Below are 17,323 nucleotides of genomic sequence, written 5' to 3' on the forward strand. Positions count from 1 at the left end.
GCCGCGCTTGCTTCGTGAGCTTAACGGCTCAGCGGTGCCGTGGCCTGCTGCAGCCAGGCCAGATCGTCACCTTGCAGAGACGGGCTGATCACGGCAAACACCGTTTGATGGTAGCGGTTCAGCCATGCCAGCTCGGTGTCTGTCAGTAGGGACAAGTCAACCAGACGGCGGTCAATCGGGGCACGGGTCAGCGACTCGAAACCCAGCATGGTCATGTCACCAGCGGTTTCCACTTCAACCACCAGTTCCAGGTTCTCAATTCGGATCCCGAAGGCGTCAGCGCGGTAGTAGCCCGGCTCATTTGACAGCACCATACCCGGCAGCAGAGCGGTTGGGTTGTAGGCCTTGGCAATCCGCTGTGGCCCTTCGTGGACACTCAGGAAGTGGCCGACGCCGTGGCCGGTTCCGTGGTCGAAGTCAAAGCCGTGCGCCCACAGGTGCTGGCGAGCCAGTGCGTCCAGCTGCGAGCCGGTGGTGCCTTTCGGGAAGCGGGCAGAGGCAAGGGCAATGTGACCTTTCAGGACCAGCGTGAAGGTGCGCTTCACTTCGGCATCCGGCTCACCAACCGCAATTGTTCGGGTGATGTCGGTGGTGCCGTCCGGGTACTGGCCGCCTGAATCCACCAGGTAAACATTGTCCATCTCCAGCACGCTTGGCGCTGGCTGATTGGTGTGGTTGTAGTGGCACATCGCGGCATTGCCGCCAGCTGCCGAAATGGTATCGAAGCTGACATCGGTACAGCTGCTGTCTTCACAGCGGAACGTCCACAGCTGGTCGGCCAGGGTGCCTTCGTCCAGCGGGTTACCCTGAGCAACCTGACGGTCAACCCAGGCCAGGAATTTCGAGACCGCAACACCATCACGGATATGGCAGGCTTTCATACCGGCGATTTCGGTCGGGTTTTTCGCCGCTTTTGGCAGCAGGCACGGGTCGGCCGCCGCGATCAGCGTGGCTCCGGCACTCTGTAGGGTTTGGCTGGCCCAGGCATTGCTGGTGGCCGGATCCACCAGGACGGTTTTACCGCCAAGCTGGGTCAGGCTGGCTTCCAGATGCGCCGGATCCTGTACGCGGACACCGGTGCCGACATGGGCACTGAAGTCTTCCGGCAGGCGGGCCGGGTCAATGAAGAAGTCGACACTCTGATCGGCATGCAGGATCGCGGTGGACAACAGTACCGGCAGGCTTGGGATATCGCTGCCGCGGATGTTCAGCAGCCACGCAATACTGTCAAGCTGGGTCAGTAGCACAGCATCGGCTTTCTGCTTGGTCAGCGCGGCGGCGATTTGAGCGCGTTTGTCGGCGCTGCTGACCCCGACAAAATCCAGACTCATCAGTTTGGCATTGGACAGGGTCGGTGCCGGACGGTCATGCCACAATACATCGATCGGGTTTTCTGCAATCACGGTCAGTTCCAGCTCGCCCTGCACCTGCTCGCGGGTGCGGCTCAGCCAGGCACTGCTGTGCAGGCGCGGGTCGATCGCTATTTTGCTGCCGGTCGCCAGATTATCCAGCGCCCACTGAACCGGTGGCTCGTCAATCAGGTGGCGGTACTCGTAAACCTCGCCCGGCACCTGCTTGCGCACCTGAACGACGTAGCGGCCATCCACAAACATGGCGGCCTTGTCGCGGCTGATCACGGCCATACCGGCAGAGCCTGTGAAGCCGGTTGCCCACAGCAGGCGTTCATTGTGTGCCGGAATGTATTCGCCCAGGTATTCGTCTTCGTGGGGAATAAGAATCGCGTCGAGCTGGTTGTCGATCAGCCATTGGCGGATCTGCGCGACACGTTGCGAAATAGCTGCTTGCATGTGTGTATTTCCTTTCTAAGGGTCACCGTCCCTGTGACGGCATGAGGCCAGCCTGAATAGCTAACGCGGCTGAAAATGCCACGGCAGCGTTAACTGTGCAGGCTGTGATCACAATACGTTAACGCGTTTGCGATATGGCTGCAATTAGCCGACAGGCAAATCACGACAACGGCTGATAATAATCTGGCGTAACCAGCTGTGGCCGTGGTCTTTCTCCTGATGTTGATGCCAGAACAGGGTGTAGGCCATAGGAGGAAGCTCTGTCGGCAGCGGGATCACCACCAGGTCGAGCTGGGAGGCAATGTAGTGGGCGAAATGGCTGGGCGCGGTAAAGACAAAGTCGGTCTGGCTGCACAGGCACGCTGCGCTGTTGAAGTCCGGTACATACATGGCGATGTCGCGGGCAATACCGCGCTCGGCCAGCTTGTAATCCAGCAGCCAGCGGTCGTTACCGATGCAGCGTACCTGAATATGGCGCTGGGTCAGGTAGGTGGCTTCGTCCCAGGTTTGGGTCAGTGCCGGATGGCCTTTGCGGACGATGCAGCATTGGCGGTCGCGGCACAGCTCCTGAAACACTATCCCTTTGGGCGGCATCAAAGTGAGCATGGCGTCGGAGGGATTGAGATCTTTCCCAGTGATGCCGAAATCAATTTCACCGGCCTGGAGCTTGTCGAACGTGTTGGGCTCCCAGGCCTGGGTATCGATCGTCAGGTTCGGGCCTTCCGAGAAAATGTCACCGAGGAACTGGGGCAAAAACAGCGGGTAGGCACTTTCCACCAGTGCCATGGTGAAGTGGCGGTCACTGGTCTGCGGGGTAAAGGTCGGCGGTGCGGTTAGCTGATCGATTTCGTGCAGCAGGTGCTCCAGCATCGGCTGCAGGGCACGAGCGCGCGGGGTTGGCACCAGGCCGTGGGCTGAACGGGTGAACAGTGGGTCATCAAACTGTTCACGCAGCCGGTTCAGGCTTTTGCTGACCGCTGACTGGCTCAGGCACAAGCGTTTGGCGGCATAGGTGACACTGCCTTCTTCGAGCAGGACATGCAGGCACACCAGCAGATTCAGATCCATCCGGGCGAGTTTTTCAAAAGACACATTCACCTCCGCGTGAACAAGTGATATTCCATAAGGGAAATTAGGTGTTGAATATATACCATTTCAATTCATATCTCGAACCACGTAGACTTCCGCCATCACCCAATAGGATAGCTACATGAATACGAATACTTCTGCCGATACCCGCTTGGTCGCCCTGATGGTGATCCTGGTATTGTTTAGCCCGTTAGCCATTGATATTTACTTACCGGCTCTGCCTGTGATGGCCGATAACTTTGCCGTTGATTCGGCACGGGTGCAGGATACTGTGACCTGGTTTATGTTCAGCCTTGGCCTGGGCCAGCTGTTGGCCGGCCCGCTGGCAGACCGCATCGGGCGCCGTCCGATCGCGCTGGGCGGGATCGCCATTTACGGCATGAGTGCCGGGCTGGCGTATGTGGCGCAGACACTGGATCTGCTGCTGGTGGCACGTCTGCTACAAGGCTTTGGTGCCTGTGCAACGTCGGTGGCGGCGTTTGCTGCTGTGCGTGACAGTTTCGGGCCGGAGAAAAGTGGCCGGATGATCAGCTACCTCAACGGCGCGATCTGTTTTATTCCGGCACTGGCACCGCTGCTGGGTACCTGGCTGACGCACCAGTTCGGCTGGCGCTCCAACTTCAGTTTCATGGCTGGTTTTGCCGTGGTGGCCGGGGCGCTGGTACTGACGTTGTTCCGCGAAACCCGTCCGGCCAATACCGATGTCTCAGGGGCGATGCTGAGCTGGTCGCGCTACCAGTCGGTGCTGCGTGAGCCGACCTTCCTGTACCACAGTACCATGTGCATGCTGGCGATGGCCGTGATTCTGGCCTACGTCACCTCGGCACCGGTCTGGCTGATGACTGAGCTGGGTGAAGATATGGGGCAGTTTACCCTGTGGTTCGGGGTGAATGCGGCGCTGAATATTCTCGCTTGTATGGTGGCACCGAAATATATCGACCGCTTCGGTTCGCGCCGGACCCTGAGCACCGGGCTGGCAATGCTGGTGATTGCCGGGATGGCGATGCTGATGCTAAGCCATATCCGTGAAGCCTGGGCGTTTATGGTGCCGATTTTCATGTCTTCGTTCGGCTTTGCCTTTGTGCTGGGCTCGGCGGCCGGTAAAGCACTGGCTCCGTTCGGCGACCGCGCCGGGACGGCGGCGGCATTACTGGGACTGTTTCAGATGAGCGGCGCCGGGGCCATGGTCAGCCTGACCCAGCGTCTGGATTTGTCACCACCGGATTTGATGGTGCTGCAGATGTTCCTGCTGGTACCGGGACTGCTGATTTTGTGGTCACGACTGGGTAAACGCTGGCATGCTCCTGCTGCCGCGTAAGCTGGTCTTACGCCGCATCCTGCGCTGAATGATGATACCAAGCGTGAACACGTACTCTCGCACAATAATTAGACGCCATCCCTTTTAAGGCGCTCGGGTCTCGACAACCCTTACCTCTGTTGCCTGCCACTGTGTGGCAGGCTTTTTTTTTGCCGCGGTTACCGTACTACCGCCCGTGCCGTTGTGGCTTGGCCAGTGAGAGGGTGATGTGATGCCGGCGCAGGGATACCGAGAAAAAGAGTCGGGCGGTTAACTGGCGGGTTGCTCGGCTTTCTGTGTTTTGCCTTTCCATTGCTGACAGAGCAGGCCGATGATAATCATGACCAGACCCAGCAAGGTCGAGGAATGGATCTCTTCGCCGATGATCGTAGCCAGCAGCATCAGGGAAATAAATGGCGCGATGAAAATCAGGTTACTGATCCGTGCGGTGTTGCGGGTCATCTTCAGGGCATTGATCCACAGGACAAAGGTGATCCCCATTTCAAACAGCCCGACATAACTGACGGCGGCCCAGCCTTGCCAGGGGGCGGAAGGCCAACCCTGCAGGTACAGGCTGGCACCGACGGAAAACGGCAGGGAGATCAGAAAGCCCAGCAGTACACTGATCACCGGATCGGCCTGATTTTTCGTGTTGAGGATCCAGTACATGGCCCACAGCAGGGTCGAGACCAGCGCCAGCGCAACGCCGGTCGGATTGTCAAACTCCAGCGCCAGCACATCCCCTTTGGTGGCAATCACGACGACCCCGGCATAGCCGAGCAGACAGGCTACCCAATCCTGCTTGCGGATCTTGTGGCCGAGGAATACGGCCGCCATCAACGTCAGGGTAATGGCCCAGCTGTAGTTCAGGGGCTGGGCCAGCGAGGCTGGCAACAGGTCGTAGGCCTGAAACAGAATCAGGTAATAGGCGAGGGGGTTGATGAGCCCCAGCGCAAGGTAATACAGCGGGCGGGAGCGTAAGGTGCGCCCCACCAGATGCAACTTGTTCTGATACGCCGCAATTGCCGTCAGAGCCAGGACCGAGACCGTGCTCGCGGCGGCCAGCATTTGCAGCGGAGTGAAAGATTGCAGGGTGATTTTGAAGGCCGTCGCGACGGTCGACCAGAGCAGCACGGCCGTCAGACCGTACCCGAGTGCGTAACGTTCGTTCATTGTGTATCCGTATTCCAAATAGCCAGCCATGGCTGCGCCCGTTGCAGGGGCAGCGGAAGTCCTCAGTCTATTTCATTGCCGCGGGCGGGTCGATGACCGGAAGGGAGGAAGGTCTGGTTTTTCTGCCTGAATACCGGCTTAGCGGGGTTTTGCTGGACATTTATCCAGTGTCATCTTAGCCTTGTGGCAGTGATTTCAGGGGCCAGAGCCCCTTCAACCATCAGGAACAAGCAACATGATAAACGAGTGGTTGTCCGGCTATGGACTGGCCATGGTGGCAGGTGTGTCCGGCTCGGTGCTGGCCGGGGCGATCTCTGCCTGGGTCGTCCGCAATCGCTGGCAGCAGGAGCTGCAGCTCCTGCGTCAGCAGGCCGAATCAGAACTGCGGCTGGCCCAGCACCGGGAGCAGCAGCTCAGCGGCCAGGTAGCAGAACAAACCCGGGATCTGGACGAGATGGATCTCGAACGGGATCGCCTGACGAACGAGCTGCGCCAGATGCACGGCCGGCTGGCGGCGGCGCTGGAAAAAATGCGCTACTTTGAAGCCCTCAAGAACGAAAAACAGTATCTGGCGGAGCAGCTGGACAATGCCCGGATGGCCAACGCCGGGCTGGAAGCCGATCTGCGCGAGCAGGAAGCGCGCCATATGGAAGAGCATAAGGCCGCGGCGGAAAAAATTGCCCTGCTGGAAAATGCCGAAGAGCGGCTGCGGATTCAGTTCGAAAGTCTGGCCAACCGGGTGTTCGAGCAGAAAACCCAGCGCGTGGACGAGCAGAACCGGCTCAGCATGGAAAGCCTGCTGAGTCCGTTGCGCGAGCAGCTGGAAGGGTTTCGCAAGCAGGTCAACGACAACTTCAGTCAGGAAGCGCGGGAGCGCCATACCCTGGTGCATGAAATCAACAACCTCAAGCAGCTGAACGAGCAGATGGCGCGGGAAGCGGTGAACCTGACCCAGGCCCTGAAGGGCGATAACAAGGCCCAGGGCAACTGGGGTGAGGTGGTACTGGCACGGGTACTGACCGAGTCCGGCCTGCGTGAGGGTCACGAGTACCAGACACAGGTGAGCCTGGAAAGTGAATCCGGTAAGCGCTTTCAGCCGGATGTGGTGGTGCACCTGCCGCAGGATAAAGACGTGGTCATTGATGCCAAGATGTCGCTGGTGGCTTATGAACGCTACTATCACGCTGACACGGTGGCCGAACAGGAACTGGCGCTCAGCGAGCATGTGGCTTCGGTACGCAGTCATATCCGCGGCCTGAGCCGCAAGGATTACCATCAGCTGCACGGGGTGAAAACCCTGGATTACGTGCTGATGTTTGTCCCGGTGGAGCCGGCGTTCCAGGCCGCGGTGGCCGCGGATCCGAGCCTGATTCGGGACGCCATGGAGCAGAACATTATGCTGGTCAGCCCGACCACCTTGCTGGTGGCGCTGCGGACAATCAACAACCTGTGGCGCAACGAGCGTCAGAACCAGAATGCCAAGCAGATCGCCGAGCGTGCCAGCAAGCTGTATGACAAGCTGCGCCTGTTTGTGAATGACATGGAAGCGGTCGGCGCGTCGCTGGAAAAAGCCAGCCAGAGTTATCAGGGGGCGATGAGCAAGCTGGTGACCGGGCGGGGTAACGTGATTCGCCAGGCGGAAGGATTTCGCCAGCTTGGGGTGGAAGTTAAACGGGATATCTCACCGCTACTGGTTGAGCGTTCCCAGCTTGGTGCGGCTGATGACGAACCTACATTGGATGGGGTCGCCGTGCCGCCGCGCTCCCGTCTGACCGCAAATGAATGAGTCTAGTGCTTTGAGCAAACCTCCACCATCAAGTACACTAGGGCCTGTTTTTCTGAGAACGCCTGCTGCCGAAGCGGCCGTGAGATCAACAGGCTTTTGCGTTTCATACAAGTAACCATGACGGATTTAGCATGACGGACACCACACAAGAAACGACCCATTTTGGCTACCGGACTGTAGCCAAGGAAGATAAAGCAGAGCTGGTGGCTGAGGTATTCCACTCAGTCGCGGCGAAGTACGACATTATGAATGACCTGATGTCGATGGGCATCCACCGCGTCTGGAAGCGATTCACGATCGATTGCAGTGGTGTACGCCGTGGTCACAAAGTGCTGGATCTGGGCGGTGGTACCGGGGACCTGACGGCGAAGTTCTCCCGCATTGTGGGCGAAGACGGCCAGGTGATCCTGGCAGACATCAACAACTCGATGCTGAAAGTCGGCCGCAGTAAGCTGCGCGATATGGGCGTGGTGGGCAACGTCGGTTATGTGCAGGCTAACGCCGAGGAACTGCCGTTCCCGGATGATTTCTTCGACTGTATCACTATCAGCTTCTGTCTGCGTAACGTCACGGACAAGGACAAGGCGCTGCGTTCGATGTTCCGCGTGCTGAAGCCGGGCGGTCGCCTGCTGGTGCTGGAATTTTCCAAGCCGGTGTTTGAGCCGCTGTCGAAAATTTATGATGCGTACTCGTTCCACCTGCTGCCGAAAATGGGTGAGATGATTGCCAACGATGCCGAGAGCTACCGTTACCTGGCGGAATCTATCCGTATGCACCCGGATCAGGACACCCTGAAAGGGATGATGGAAGCCGCCGGCTTTGAACAAGCGACTTACCACAACCTGACAGGGGGCATTGTTGCCCTGCACCGTGGTTACAAATTCTGAGGTTCCCATGCCGTTAGATGCGTTGGTCACCGGAGCGATTGAAACCTCGCTCAATGCCCTGCTCAAAGATAATGACGAAAATCAGCGTCGCCTGACCCGCTTGCGCGGCAAAGTGATCGGTGTGACCGTCAACGAATTCGGCAAGCAGCTGTATTTTATCTTCAGCCAGCAAATTGATGTGCTGGCGGTGTTCGAAGGCGATGTTGATTGTCAGCTGGCCTTCAATCTGTCGGTGCTGCCGGAGCTGCGTCAGCAGGCAAACCTGACACAGCTGATCAAAGCCGACAAGCTGGCACTGGATGGCGACATTCAGCTGGCTCAGCAATTCTCTACATTACTCAGCGGGTTAAAACCGGATATTGAAGAAATATTATCGCAATATACCGGTGATATAGTGGCCCACACTTTGGTGAGCGGTATGAAACGTAGCGCTAATCTGGTCCGGCATGGACTGGCGCGTCGCCAGCGCGATCTCGCCGAAGTGATCACGGAAGAATGGCGACTGGCTCCCCAGGCTTTGGAAATTGCCCATTTTGCTGATCAGGTTGATGATCTGAAAACCGATGTGGCCCGCTGCGAGGCGCGCCTGAATCGTCTGTTGGAGCGTCACCCGGCATGATGGGATTTTCTGAACTGAAACGGCTTTATCAGATCACCTCCGTACAGCTGCGCTACGGCCTCGATGAACTGCTGCCGGACGATCCCCGTCTCAAGCTGCCCAAAGCTGCGCGCCAATCCTTGTTCTGGATTAAAAACCAGCACCCGGAGAAACCGCTGGGTGAGCGACTGCGCCTTGCGCTGCAGTCACTGGGGCCTGTCTGGATTAAGTTTGGTCAGATGATGTCGACCCGACGTGATCTGTTCCCGCCGCATATCGCCGACCAACTGGCGTTGCTGCAGGATCAGGTGGCGCCGTTTGACGGCAGGCTGGCCAAGCAACAGATGGAAGCCGCTCTTGGCGGGCCGCTCGAAAACTGGTTCTTTGATTTCGATGAAACCCCGCTGGCCTCGGCCTCTATCGCCCAGGTCCATACGGCGCGGTTGAAGGAAAATGGCCGGGAAGTGGTACTGAAGGTGATCCGACCGGACATCCTGCCGGTGATTCAGGCGGATATTAAGCTGATGTACCGGATGGCCCGGATTCTGTCTCGCATCCTGCCGGAGGCGCGCCGCCTGCGGCCGGTCGAAGTGGTCCGCGAGTACGAGAAAACCTTGCTCGATGAGCTGAACCTGATGCGCGAAGCCGCGAACGGGATCCAGCTGCGACGCAACTTTGAAGACAGCGATATGCTGTACGTGCCGGAAGTCTTTACCGATCTGAGCCGCGAAAATCTGCTGGTCATGGAGCGGATTTACGGGATTCAGGTGTCGGATGTCAGTGCCCTGATTGCCAACGGCACCGACATGAAAGTGCTGTCGGAAAACGCGGTGACGATTTTCTTCACTCAGGTGTTCCGAGACAGCTTCTTCCATGCCGATATGCACCCGGGTAATATTTTTGTCTCGCGGGAAAATCCGGACAATCCGCAGTGGATTGCCCTCGATTGTGGCATTGTCGGCACCCTGAACCGGGATGACAAACGCTACCTGGCAGAAAACCTGCTGGCGTTTTTCAACCGGGATTACCGCAAGGTGGCGGAGCTGCATGTGGATTCCGGCTGGGTACCGCAAGATACCAATGTCGATGAGTTCGAATTTGCAATTCGCACGGTGTGTGAACCGATTTTTGAAAAACCGCTGGCGGAAATTTCGTTCGGTCACGTACTGTTGAACCTGTTCAACACCGCGCGCCGCTTCAATATGGAAGTGCAGCCGCAGTTGGTGTTGCTGCAGAAAACCCTGCTGTACGTGGAAGGGTTGGGGCGTCAGCTGTATCCGCAGCTTGATTTGTGGGATACCGCCAAGCCGTTCCTGGAAGACTGGATGTCGCGTCAGGTCGGGCCGCAGGCCGTGATCGAAGGGGTCAAAAACCGGGCGCCGTTCTGGGCGGAAAAGTTACCCGAATTGCCGGAATTACTTTACGACAGTTTGCGCCAGGGCAATGCTTTGAACCAGCGAATCGATAAACTCTATGATCACTTCATGGAAAGTCGACGCTATCAGAGCCAGGCAAGGTTCCATTTTGGCATTGGTGCAACTCTGGTTGTATGTTCTGCCATACTTTTTAGTAATCATGTTGAAACCTATCCGGCGGTCAGTGCTGTAATGGGCGTCACGTTTTGGTTACTGGGGTGGCGTGCTTGCCGTAAATAGACGGTAAAGTATGCGGCCATTAAAGAAAACGTTTGGTTATCAACCACAATAAGCTGAGGTAAAACAAGCATGGGTGGTATTAGTATCTGGCAACTGCTGATTATTGCACTGATCATTGTGCTTCTGTTCGGAACCAAAAAACTGCGTTCACTGGGTGGTGACCTGGGCTCAGCGGTGAAAGGGTTCAAGAAAGCGATTAGCGACGATGAATCTGTTGCCAAGAAAGACGCGGACGCTGACTTTGAACAGAAAAAACTGGCAGAGCAGCAAGGTGATCAGGCTCAGAAGAGCCAGAAAGACAAAGAGCAGGTTTAACGCGTGTTTGATATCGGGTTCTGGGAACTGATACTGATCTCCGTCGTGGGATTGGTTGTACTGGGGCCGGAACGCCTACCCGTCGCGATCCGTACGGTATCGCGCTGGGTTGGCGCTGCTCGTAATATGGCGAACTCGGTGAAGGATGAACTGTCACAGGAGCTCAAGCTCCAGGAACTGCAGGAAAACCTGAAAAAAGCTGAGCAGATGGGGATGAAAGATCTCTCGCCAGAGCTGAGGGACTCCGTCGAAGAGCTGAAGAAAGCCGCTTCTGACGTGCAGCGTCCCTACGCACCGAAAAACGAGGAGCAGCATTCGGCGACGACCTCTCAAAAGCAGGATTAATATACTTCACTATGTCTAGCGTTGACGAAACGCAGCCGTTATTCAGCCACCTTCTGGAGCTGCGTAACCGCCTGCTGCGTTCTATCCTGAGCGTTATTGTGGTGTTTCTTGGCCTGGTGTGGTTTGCCAACGATATCTATGCTTTCCTGTCGGCCCCGCTGGTAGAACGTCTGCCAGAGGGAGCCTCAATGATTGCAACGGATGTGGCATCCCCCTTCTTTACGCCAATTAAACTTACCCTGGTAACGTCAGTCTTTATTGCGGTACCGTTGATTCTGTACCAGGTCTGGGCGTTTGTGGCGCCGGGTCTGTACAAGCATGAGCGCCGCCTGATTATGCCGTTGCTGTTTTCCAGCTCGGTATTGTTTTACGCCGGTGTCGCGTTTGCGTATTTCGTTGTCTTCCCGTTGGTGTTTGGGTTTTTTACCAGTATCGCACCGGAAGGAGTACAGGTCGCGACCGATATCTCCAGCTACCTCGACTTTGTGCTGGCCCTGTTTATGGCGTTTGGCATCGCGTTTGAAATTCCGGTTGCCATCATATTGTTGTGCTGGACCGGGGCGACGGATCCGCAAAGCTTGCGCAGCAAGCGCCCGTACATCATTGTGGCGGCGTTTGTGGTGGGCATGTTGCTGACTCCGCCAGACATCATTTCGCAGACGCTGCTGGCCATCCCGATGTGCTTGCTGTTTGAAGTGGGTCTGTTCTTCTCGCGGTTTTACGTGAGAAGTGAAGATGAAGTGTCGTCTGAGGACTAACCGCGCAATTCGGGCTGAGCCTTTTCTGTGAGCATAAAAAAAACCGGCCTTAATGGCCGGTTTTTTTATTGATGGTCAGTGCGAAACGTCAGTGAAAAATAGCATACAGAGAATAGGCTAAAAACACCGCGCCGAACTGACCAAGCTGCATCAGACTTATTGCTTCTGCATGGCAACCATCGAGATGATGTCGCCTTTGCTATTTAAGGTGCTGCGGTACAGGACGCCCTGATCCCAGTTTTTACCAGCCGGTGCATATTCCCATCGGTTGATCTTCGTGTTCTGGCAGGTGTCGTTTTGTAACTCGTCATCGTCACACCAGCGGATCGTCGTGTTCAGCTGAGACAGGGTCGCCTTGCTGTCATTGTTGGCCCCGTTAGTCTTAAACCACCAGTAGTCCATTGCAGCCAGCTCGTCATAGGTGGCGAATTCGTCAAGCGTTTCTGTTTCGCATTTCCCAACGAACTCTTCACCTTTCACGGTGACACCTTTATCGTCGAAGGTAAACGTTGAGATCACTTTATCGACACAACCCGGGCGGCTGGCAACGGCTTTCCAGGTGCCGCGGAAGTCGACGTAACGCTCGGCATCCGCATTGTCTACCAGGTAGGCAAAGCTGACGGCGGTTTCTTTACGGCCTTTGTGCTCGCCGCTTAGTACTTCTTCGTTGCTGACAACGGTGTAGACACCTGTCACCGCATTGTAGCTGGTGTACATGGTCTCTTTCTGAATATCCGAGCCGTCCTGCTCATCGCTGTCATCGAACTGGGTGATTTCGAAACCTGTCATGGCTGACTCAGTACAGTTCTTGTCGGCCAGGCAAGTGAACAGTCGACCGTGTTTTTTCAGCTCATCCCAGCTGAAGGTTTCATCGGCCAGTGTGGTTTCAGACGGATCCTGCAGCGAATAGCTGAATGCTGAGCCTAGCTGGAACTGGCTGTTCATTTCAACTGGCTTACCGTTACAGGTTGCGTAACCTGCTTCGCTGTCATCTTCGCTGACAAAAACACTGTTGATGCCTTCGGCATCCAGGCAGCTCAGGTAGGCCTGGGCATAGCTATCGCTCAGCGTTGAATCATTGGCGCCTTTCAATACCGTTAGGTGTTGTTCGTCAAGACGCAGCGTCATGGCGCTCAGCCCTTGAGTGGCTTTGAACAGTTCGTCGCCCAGCAGTTGGTCAGCGTGGACGTACAGACGCTCTTGAACGTTGGCATTTTTAGCTGCCAGGGTAACGTCAATCGTGCGTAGGTACTTACCAGAGCCTTTCTGCCAGTCAGCCAGAGTAGTGGTGCTGCCCAGTTCAATATCTTTCAGAGAAGCCTGCAGGTGAGCCAGTGCAGCTGATTCATCGACCCACTGGGTGATTTCCAGTGATTCCTTCAGCGGTTGTGCGGAATCCATGTCGCCCAGGTCAACTTGCTTCAGAGCGGTGAGGGTGGCCTCTGAAGGCGCTTTAATGCTCTCTGGCAGGGTGATGGCACCGTCCTCGGCGTTATCCATGCTTTGCAGCATACGCGCCAGGTTCAGGGCTTTCTGGTAGTTACCGCCAGTTACTTCAAACGGAGAAACGACAGCACGGGCTGAAACGCTGCCCAGACGCAGGCCGTTTTCGCCGCCAAGGTAGAATGTGACGGTATCGCCTTCAGTCAGGGAGAAGGTACCGTCAGCATCGGTCAAACCCCGTTTGCCGCTTGGTTGCGCGACGTAGTACAGGCCTTCAACCGGCGCATCAATGAATTTCCCTTGCGTTAAAGGTTGTTCAGTCTGGCCGGAATTACCATTATTGCCGCCATTGTCAGTGCTTGAGTTACTCGATGAACCACCGCCACAGCCTGAAAGTGTGAGGGCTGCAACCAGAGAGGCGGTCAGCATGGAGTACTTGAATTGCATACTTTGTTCCTTGTAATGCTATGAGTTAAAAGACTTATTAGTTATTTTTTATGTGCCGGCGTGCCACCGACGGGGGGAAGTTATAAGGTTTGTTGAGAGTATTATCAATCTTTAAATGCGTAAAGTGGCTTATCACTATGATGCATTTAACACTTTGCACCTAAAAGCAGAATGGTGTTGGTGGATGAGGGGCGGATATCAAACACAAAAAAAGCCAGCACCGGGGTGCTGGCTTGAGAATGCTGCGGGGAACCGCGGTTAGAAAATCAGGTGTGCTACCAGTGCGATCACTGGCAGAGTCACCAGGGTGCGCAGGATGAAGATCATGAACAGTTCCCACGGCTTCACCGGGATTTTACTGCCGATCAGCAAGGCACCGATTTCTGACATGTAAATCAGCTGAGTAACCGACATGGCGGCAATCACAAAGCGGGTCAGGTCGCTCTCAATGCCTGACGCCAGGATGGACGGCAGGAACATATCAGCAAAACCCACCACGATGGTTTCAGAGGCTGCTGCCGCTTCCGGGATTTGCAGCAGTTCTAGGAACGGAATGAACGGCTTGCCCAGAATGCTGAATACCGGCGTGTTTTCTGCAATGATCAGCGCGGTTGTCCCGATCGCCATGACTACCGGCAGAACCCCAAAAATCATGTCTACGGCGTTTTTCGCCCCTTCGGCCAACACGCTGCGCATGCTGGTGACCTGGCTGGCTTTCTCCAGTGCCTGCTCCAGACCATAACCAATGATGGTTTTCCCTTCCGGCACGGCTTCAATGTCTTCTTTCAGTGTTTCACCGTCGATGTAACGGTCTTTCTTCCAGGACAGCGGCGGCAGGCGTGGGACGATCACTGCAGCAACAAAACCTGCCAGACAAACGGTCAGGTAGAAAGGTACGAACATGTGCTCAAGGTTAACCTGAGCAATGACCACCAGACTGAAAGTGATGGAAACCGCGGTAAAGGTGGTGCCGATCACGGCTGCTTCACGCTCGGTATAAATTTTGCTTTCGTACTGCTTGCTGGTCATCAGGACACCGACACTGCCGTCGCCCAGCCAGGAAGCAAAACAGTTCACCGCAGAACGGCCCGGCAGGTTAAACAGCGGACGCATGATGCGGGTCAGCAGCGTGCCGGCAAATTCCAGCAGACCAAAGTTCAGCAGCAGCGGCAGCAGCAGCCCGGCAAACAGAAATACTGAGAACAGGACCGGCAGCAGATCGTTCAGTACCAGACCGCCGGTATTGGCGTGATGGATCATTTCCGGACCCACACCGAAGTAGGTCATCAGGACGAAGATCGCCCCCAGTTGCTGCACGGCGAACCATGGCAGGCTCGGATTGAACAGGGCGCTGAGGAAGCTGTTTTCCACTACGGCTTTAGGTTTCAGCAGCTTGGTGGCTACTGTCGCCACAGCAGTAAGAGTGATAACAAAAGTGACGATAGTGGTCAGCATTCCCTCGAACAGGGCCTGTACCGATTTGGCCAGTACGGCGATCGGGATCGTCAGGGTGTCCTGGTAGTTAATCGGTGCCATGAAGAGAAAGACACCCAGTAGAGACGGCAGAAGGAACATCGTCCAGGTAGCCTTCTTGACCGGTTGTGTTATGACTTGATCCTGCATCTTTGACCTTTAAGTAATTGTTTTCTGTAAAAAGCAATTAAGTGCTTCAGTGTCATTGGAATAAGTATTCACTGATTATCCATAATCAGAAGTTCGAAGATTACAGTTTTTTGCTAAAAAATGAAATACTTTACGGTATTTTTTGTGTTTTTATTCATATTATATCGAGGGGTAGGGAATATTTAGTGAAGTGTGTTGTTGCGAGGTGATCAGCTAAGTGCCCGAAAACACTGGCTCTAACGGCCATAGAGCCAGTGGTGTTAAAGAATAAATACTCAATGTTAAGAGATAGTTAACGCATTTTTGGTCGTTGCGTGGTGGGTCGTCACGCTGTAGGTTTTTGCCTTAATATCCGAAAGGAAATGCCAGGTGGTGTTAATTGCGTCGTGACGGATGTCCAGGCGCATGAAGCCGCGCTGCTTCAGGTTGGTCCATTGCAGAGCCGTCACCAGGTTCGGCAACATGAGCTCCATCTGGTTAATGACGGCATCGTCCAGCCCGAGGTAGGTTTCCATCCCCGGCGAGCTGACCGAGTGCGTGGCAAACTCTACCCCGACCGTGTCACCGCTGTGGTTTTTCAGCTCGCTGCACCAGGCGTTATGGGTGTCACCCGCCAGGCAGACAAGCTGCTTGCCCAGCTGCTGCGCCACACTGTAGAGCCATTCCCGTTCCATATAGAAGCCGTCCCATGCATCGAGGTTGTAAGGCAGCAACAGGGGATCGGACGCCGGATCCGTCAGGTAAGCCTGAATGGCCTGATTGAGCGCCTGCATCGCCGCCGGTTTGCTATCTGCCGGAGCCTGATACATGGCCAGCAGGGCCGTCATCACGGTGCTCGGCAGCTCCATTTTCGCCATCAGGATCTGCTGACCAAGCAGGCTCCATTTGCCACTGTGACTGGCCATCTGGTTTAGCAGCCACTGTTTCTGGTCAGTGCCCAGCAACTGACGATCGGCCGCTCTGGCCTGCATCAGCAACCCGGTGATGGCGTCCGGGGTGAACGATTCAAGGGCAAAGTAATCCAACGGCTGATCGCGGGCAACCACGCGGGTATCGAGCATGTAGAGATCCAGCAGGTCACCGAAGCGGAAGTCACGGTAGATAATCACGCTGGAGGCCGGGTTTTCGCGCACCGGCATCCATTCGAGCCAGGCAGCGGCAGCGGCTGCGCGGCGTTCAGCAAACACGCCTTCGTCCAGCTGGTGGTTTTCGGCACCGTCGCGCCAGGTATCGTTGGCAATCTCATGATCGTCCCAGACCGCAATCATCGGCAGCGCAGCATGCATGGCCTGCAGATCCGGATCGCTGCGGTATTGGGCGTAGCGAGCGCGGTAGTCATTCATGGTCAGGCATTCCGTGCCGCCGCTCGGCAGCCGTCCCAGGGCTTCGGCATCTTCGGTTGCATAGCCACCGGTACCGTATTCGTAGATGTAATCGCCGAGGTGGAGCACGGCATCCAGAGGGGCTTGCTGGTGCTGGTTCAGGATTTCGCGGTAGGCGTGGAAGTACCCGGCCGGGTAGTTGGCGCAGGAGACGACCGCCAGTGCTGCTTGCTCCAGGTGTCCGGTGGCCAGGGTTTTGGTCTCACCGACCGGGCTGACGGTATCCTGGCTGCGGAACCGGTAGAAGTAGTGGGTCGCCGGGGCGAGCTGGTCAGCATCGATCTTGACCGTGAAGTCGCGTGACATGTCGGTGAGGGTTTCTCCGGCGCGGATAATCTGGCTGAACCCACGGTCGGTGGCCACTTCCCACTGTACGGTCAGTTGGCGGGCATCGGTGGTTAAGCGGGTCCAGAGAATCACCGCTTCTGCGGTCGGGTCGCCACTGGCAACGCCGTGGTTGAAGGCGATGGAGGCGGTGCTGCCATCGGGAGTGTCATCGCTGCCACAACCGATCAGGGTTGTGGCCACCGCTCCGGACGACAGAGTTTTGATAAAGCCTCGGCGCGACAAAGACATAGCATTTCCTTTTACTGAATGTTCGGGCTGATAAAAATGGAGTAATTATTCTGGTCAAACCAGTGCGGGGAGACTCACACGCCGAGATGACACTTTCGTGTCAGGCGGGTGATCATTCGTTGACGCGGGAGAAGATGGTAG

Annotated in this window: 14 protein-coding genes; 8 read left to right on the plus strand and 6 right to left on the minus strand. The window is 56.1% G+C overall.

The window, feature by feature from the left end:
* Nucleotides 1–20: 20 nt before the first annotated feature.
* Nucleotides 21–1,808, minus strand: coding sequence for an aminopeptidase P family protein (locus FH974_RS00225; protein WP_047887318.1), 1,788 nt, complete (start codon nt 1,806–1,808; stop codon nt 21–23).
* 144 nt (nt 1,809–1,952) lie between these two features.
* The gene (locus FH974_RS00230) at nt 1,953–2,900 is read right to left on the minus strand and encodes a LysR substrate-binding domain-containing protein (RefSeq protein ID WP_047887317.1); all 948 of its coding nucleotides are present in this window, start codon (nt 2,898–2,900) and stop codon (nt 1,953–1,955) included.
* A gap of 118 nt (nt 2,901–3,018) precedes the next feature.
* Here FH974_RS00230 and FH974_RS00235 point away from each other — a divergent pair, with 118 nt between their 5' ends.
* The gene (locus tag FH974_RS00235; RefSeq protein ID WP_047887316.1) at nt 3,019–4,215 is read left to right on the plus strand and encodes a multidrug effflux MFS transporter; all 1,197 of its coding nucleotides are present in this window, start codon (nt 3,019–3,021) and stop codon (nt 4,213–4,215) included.
* A gap of 249 nt (nt 4,216–4,464) precedes the next feature.
* Here FH974_RS00235 and FH974_RS00240 read toward each other — a convergent pair whose 3' ends face one another.
* On the minus strand, nt 4,465–5,367 hold the full coding sequence (locus FH974_RS00240; RefSeq protein WP_047887315.1) for a DMT family transporter: 903 nt from the start codon (nt 5,365–5,367) through the stop codon (nt 4,465–4,467).
* A gap of 235 nt (nt 5,368–5,602) precedes the next feature.
* Between FH974_RS00240 and rmuC the strand changes: the two genes are divergently transcribed.
* From rmuC to tatC, 7 genes are all read left to right on the plus strand, one after another.
* A complete protein-coding gene (gene rmuC, locus FH974_RS00245) occupies nt 5,603–7,153 on the plus strand; it encodes a DNA recombination protein RmuC (protein WP_084712687.1) in 1,551 nt (516 codons plus the stop codon).
* Between the two features lie 131 nt (nt 7,154–7,284).
* Nucleotides 7,285–8,040, plus strand: a complete 756-nt coding sequence (gene ubiE, locus FH974_RS00250) for a bifunctional demethylmenaquinone methyltransferase/2-methoxy-6-polyprenyl-1,4-benzoquinol methylase UbiE (protein ID WP_047887314.1) — start codon at nt 7,285–7,287, stop codon at nt 8,038–8,040.
* Nucleotides 8,041–8,047: 7 nt separating this feature from the next.
* A complete protein-coding gene (locus FH974_RS00255) occupies nt 8,048–8,659 on the plus strand; it encodes a ubiquinone biosynthesis accessory factor UbiJ (RefSeq protein WP_207103419.1) in 612 nt (203 codons plus the stop codon).
* Nucleotides 8,659–10,293, plus strand: a complete 1,635-nt coding sequence (gene ubiB / locus FH974_RS00260) for a ubiquinone biosynthesis regulatory protein kinase UbiB (RefSeq protein ID WP_047887335.1) — start codon at nt 8,659–8,661, stop codon at nt 10,291–10,293. The genes FH974_RS00255 and ubiB overlap by 1 nt, the downstream gene beginning before the upstream one ends.
* 69 nt (nt 10,294–10,362) lie before the next feature.
* A complete protein-coding gene (gene tatA / locus FH974_RS00265) occupies nt 10,363–10,608 on the plus strand; it encodes a Sec-independent protein translocase subunit TatA (RefSeq protein WP_047887312.1) in 246 nt (81 codons plus the stop codon).
* Between the two features lie 3 nt (nt 10,609–10,611).
* A complete protein-coding gene (gene tatB, locus FH974_RS00270; RefSeq protein WP_047887311.1) occupies nt 10,612–10,953 on the plus strand; it encodes a Sec-independent protein translocase protein TatB in 342 nt (113 codons plus the stop codon).
* An 11-nt stretch (nt 10,954–10,964) separates the two neighbouring features.
* On the plus strand, nt 10,965–11,711 hold the full coding sequence (gene tatC, locus FH974_RS00275; protein ID WP_047887310.1) for a Sec-independent protein translocase subunit TatC: 747 nt from the start codon (nt 10,965–10,967) through the stop codon (nt 11,709–11,711).
* Nucleotides 11,712–11,867: 156 nt separating this feature from the next.
* Here tatC and FH974_RS26155 read toward each other — a convergent pair whose 3' ends face one another.
* The 3 genes from FH974_RS26155 to FH974_RS00290 all read right to left on the minus strand — a co-directional run bounded on the left by FH974_RS26155 (nt 11,868) and on the right by FH974_RS00290 (nt 17,182).
* Entirely contained in the window at nt 11,868–13,601 is a 1,734-nt protein-coding gene (locus FH974_RS26155; RefSeq protein WP_242551841.1) for a hypothetical protein, read from the minus strand.
* A 258-nt stretch (nt 13,602–13,859) separates the two neighbouring features.
* A complete protein-coding gene (locus FH974_RS00285) occupies nt 13,860–15,224 on the minus strand; it encodes a YjiH family protein (RefSeq protein WP_047887308.1) in 1,365 nt (454 codons plus the stop codon).
* Between the two features lie 281 nt (nt 15,225–15,505).
* On the minus strand, nt 15,506–17,182 hold the full coding sequence (locus FH974_RS00290; protein ID WP_207103420.1) for an alkaline phosphatase D family protein: 1,677 nt from the start codon (nt 17,180–17,182) through the stop codon (nt 15,506–15,508).
* Nucleotides 17,183–17,323: the final 141 nt, after the last annotated feature.

It is taken from the genome of Photobacterium ganghwense (assembly GCF_017329545.1).
Classification (GTDB): Bacteria; Pseudomonadota; Gammaproteobacteria; order Enterobacterales; family Vibrionaceae; genus Photobacterium; species Photobacterium ganghwense.

Bases quoted from the DNA above. Each gene is read 5' to 3' on its own strand.
- FH974_RS00255 (WP_207103419.1), top strand. From the start codon at position 8,048: ATGCCGTTAGATGCGTTGGTCACCGGAGCGATTGAAACCTCGCTCAAT.
- FH974_RS26155 (WP_242551841.1), bottom strand. From the start codon at position 13,601: ATGCAATTCAAGTACTCCATGCTGACCGCCTCTCTGGTTGCAGCCCTC.
- rmuC (WP_084712687.1), top strand. From the start codon at position 5,603: ATGATAAACGAGTGGTTGTCCGGCTATGGACTGGCCATGGTGGCAGGT.
- FH974_RS00290 (WP_207103420.1), bottom strand. From the start codon at position 17,182: ATGTCTTTGTCGCGCCGAGGCTTTATCAAAACTCTGTCGTCCGGAGCG.
- ubiE (WP_047887314.1), top strand. From the start codon at position 7,285: ATGACGGACACCACACAAGAAACGACCCATTTTGGCTACCGGACTGTA.
- FH974_RS00240 (WP_047887315.1), bottom strand. From the start codon at position 5,367: ATGAACGAACGTTACGCACTCGGGTACGGTCTGACGGCCGTGCTGCTC.
- FH974_RS00235 (WP_047887316.1), top strand. From the start codon at position 3,019: ATGAATACGAATACTTCTGCCGATACCCGCTTGGTCGCCCTGATGGTG.
- ubiB (WP_047887335.1), top strand. From the start codon at position 8,659: ATGGGATTTTCTGAACTGAAACGGCTTTATCAGATCACCTCCGTACAG.
- FH974_RS00285 (WP_047887308.1), bottom strand. From the start codon at position 15,224: ATGCAGGATCAAGTCATAACACAACCGGTCAAGAAGGCTACCTGGACG.
- tatC (WP_047887310.1), top strand. From the start codon at position 10,965: ATGTCTAGCGTTGACGAAACGCAGCCGTTATTCAGCCACCTTCTGGAG.
- tatA (WP_047887312.1), top strand. From the start codon at position 10,363: ATGGGTGGTATTAGTATCTGGCAACTGCTGATTATTGCACTGATCATT.
- FH974_RS00225 (WP_047887318.1), bottom strand. From the start codon at position 1,808: ATGCAAGCAGCTATTTCGCAACGTGTCGCGCAGATCCGCCAATGGCTG.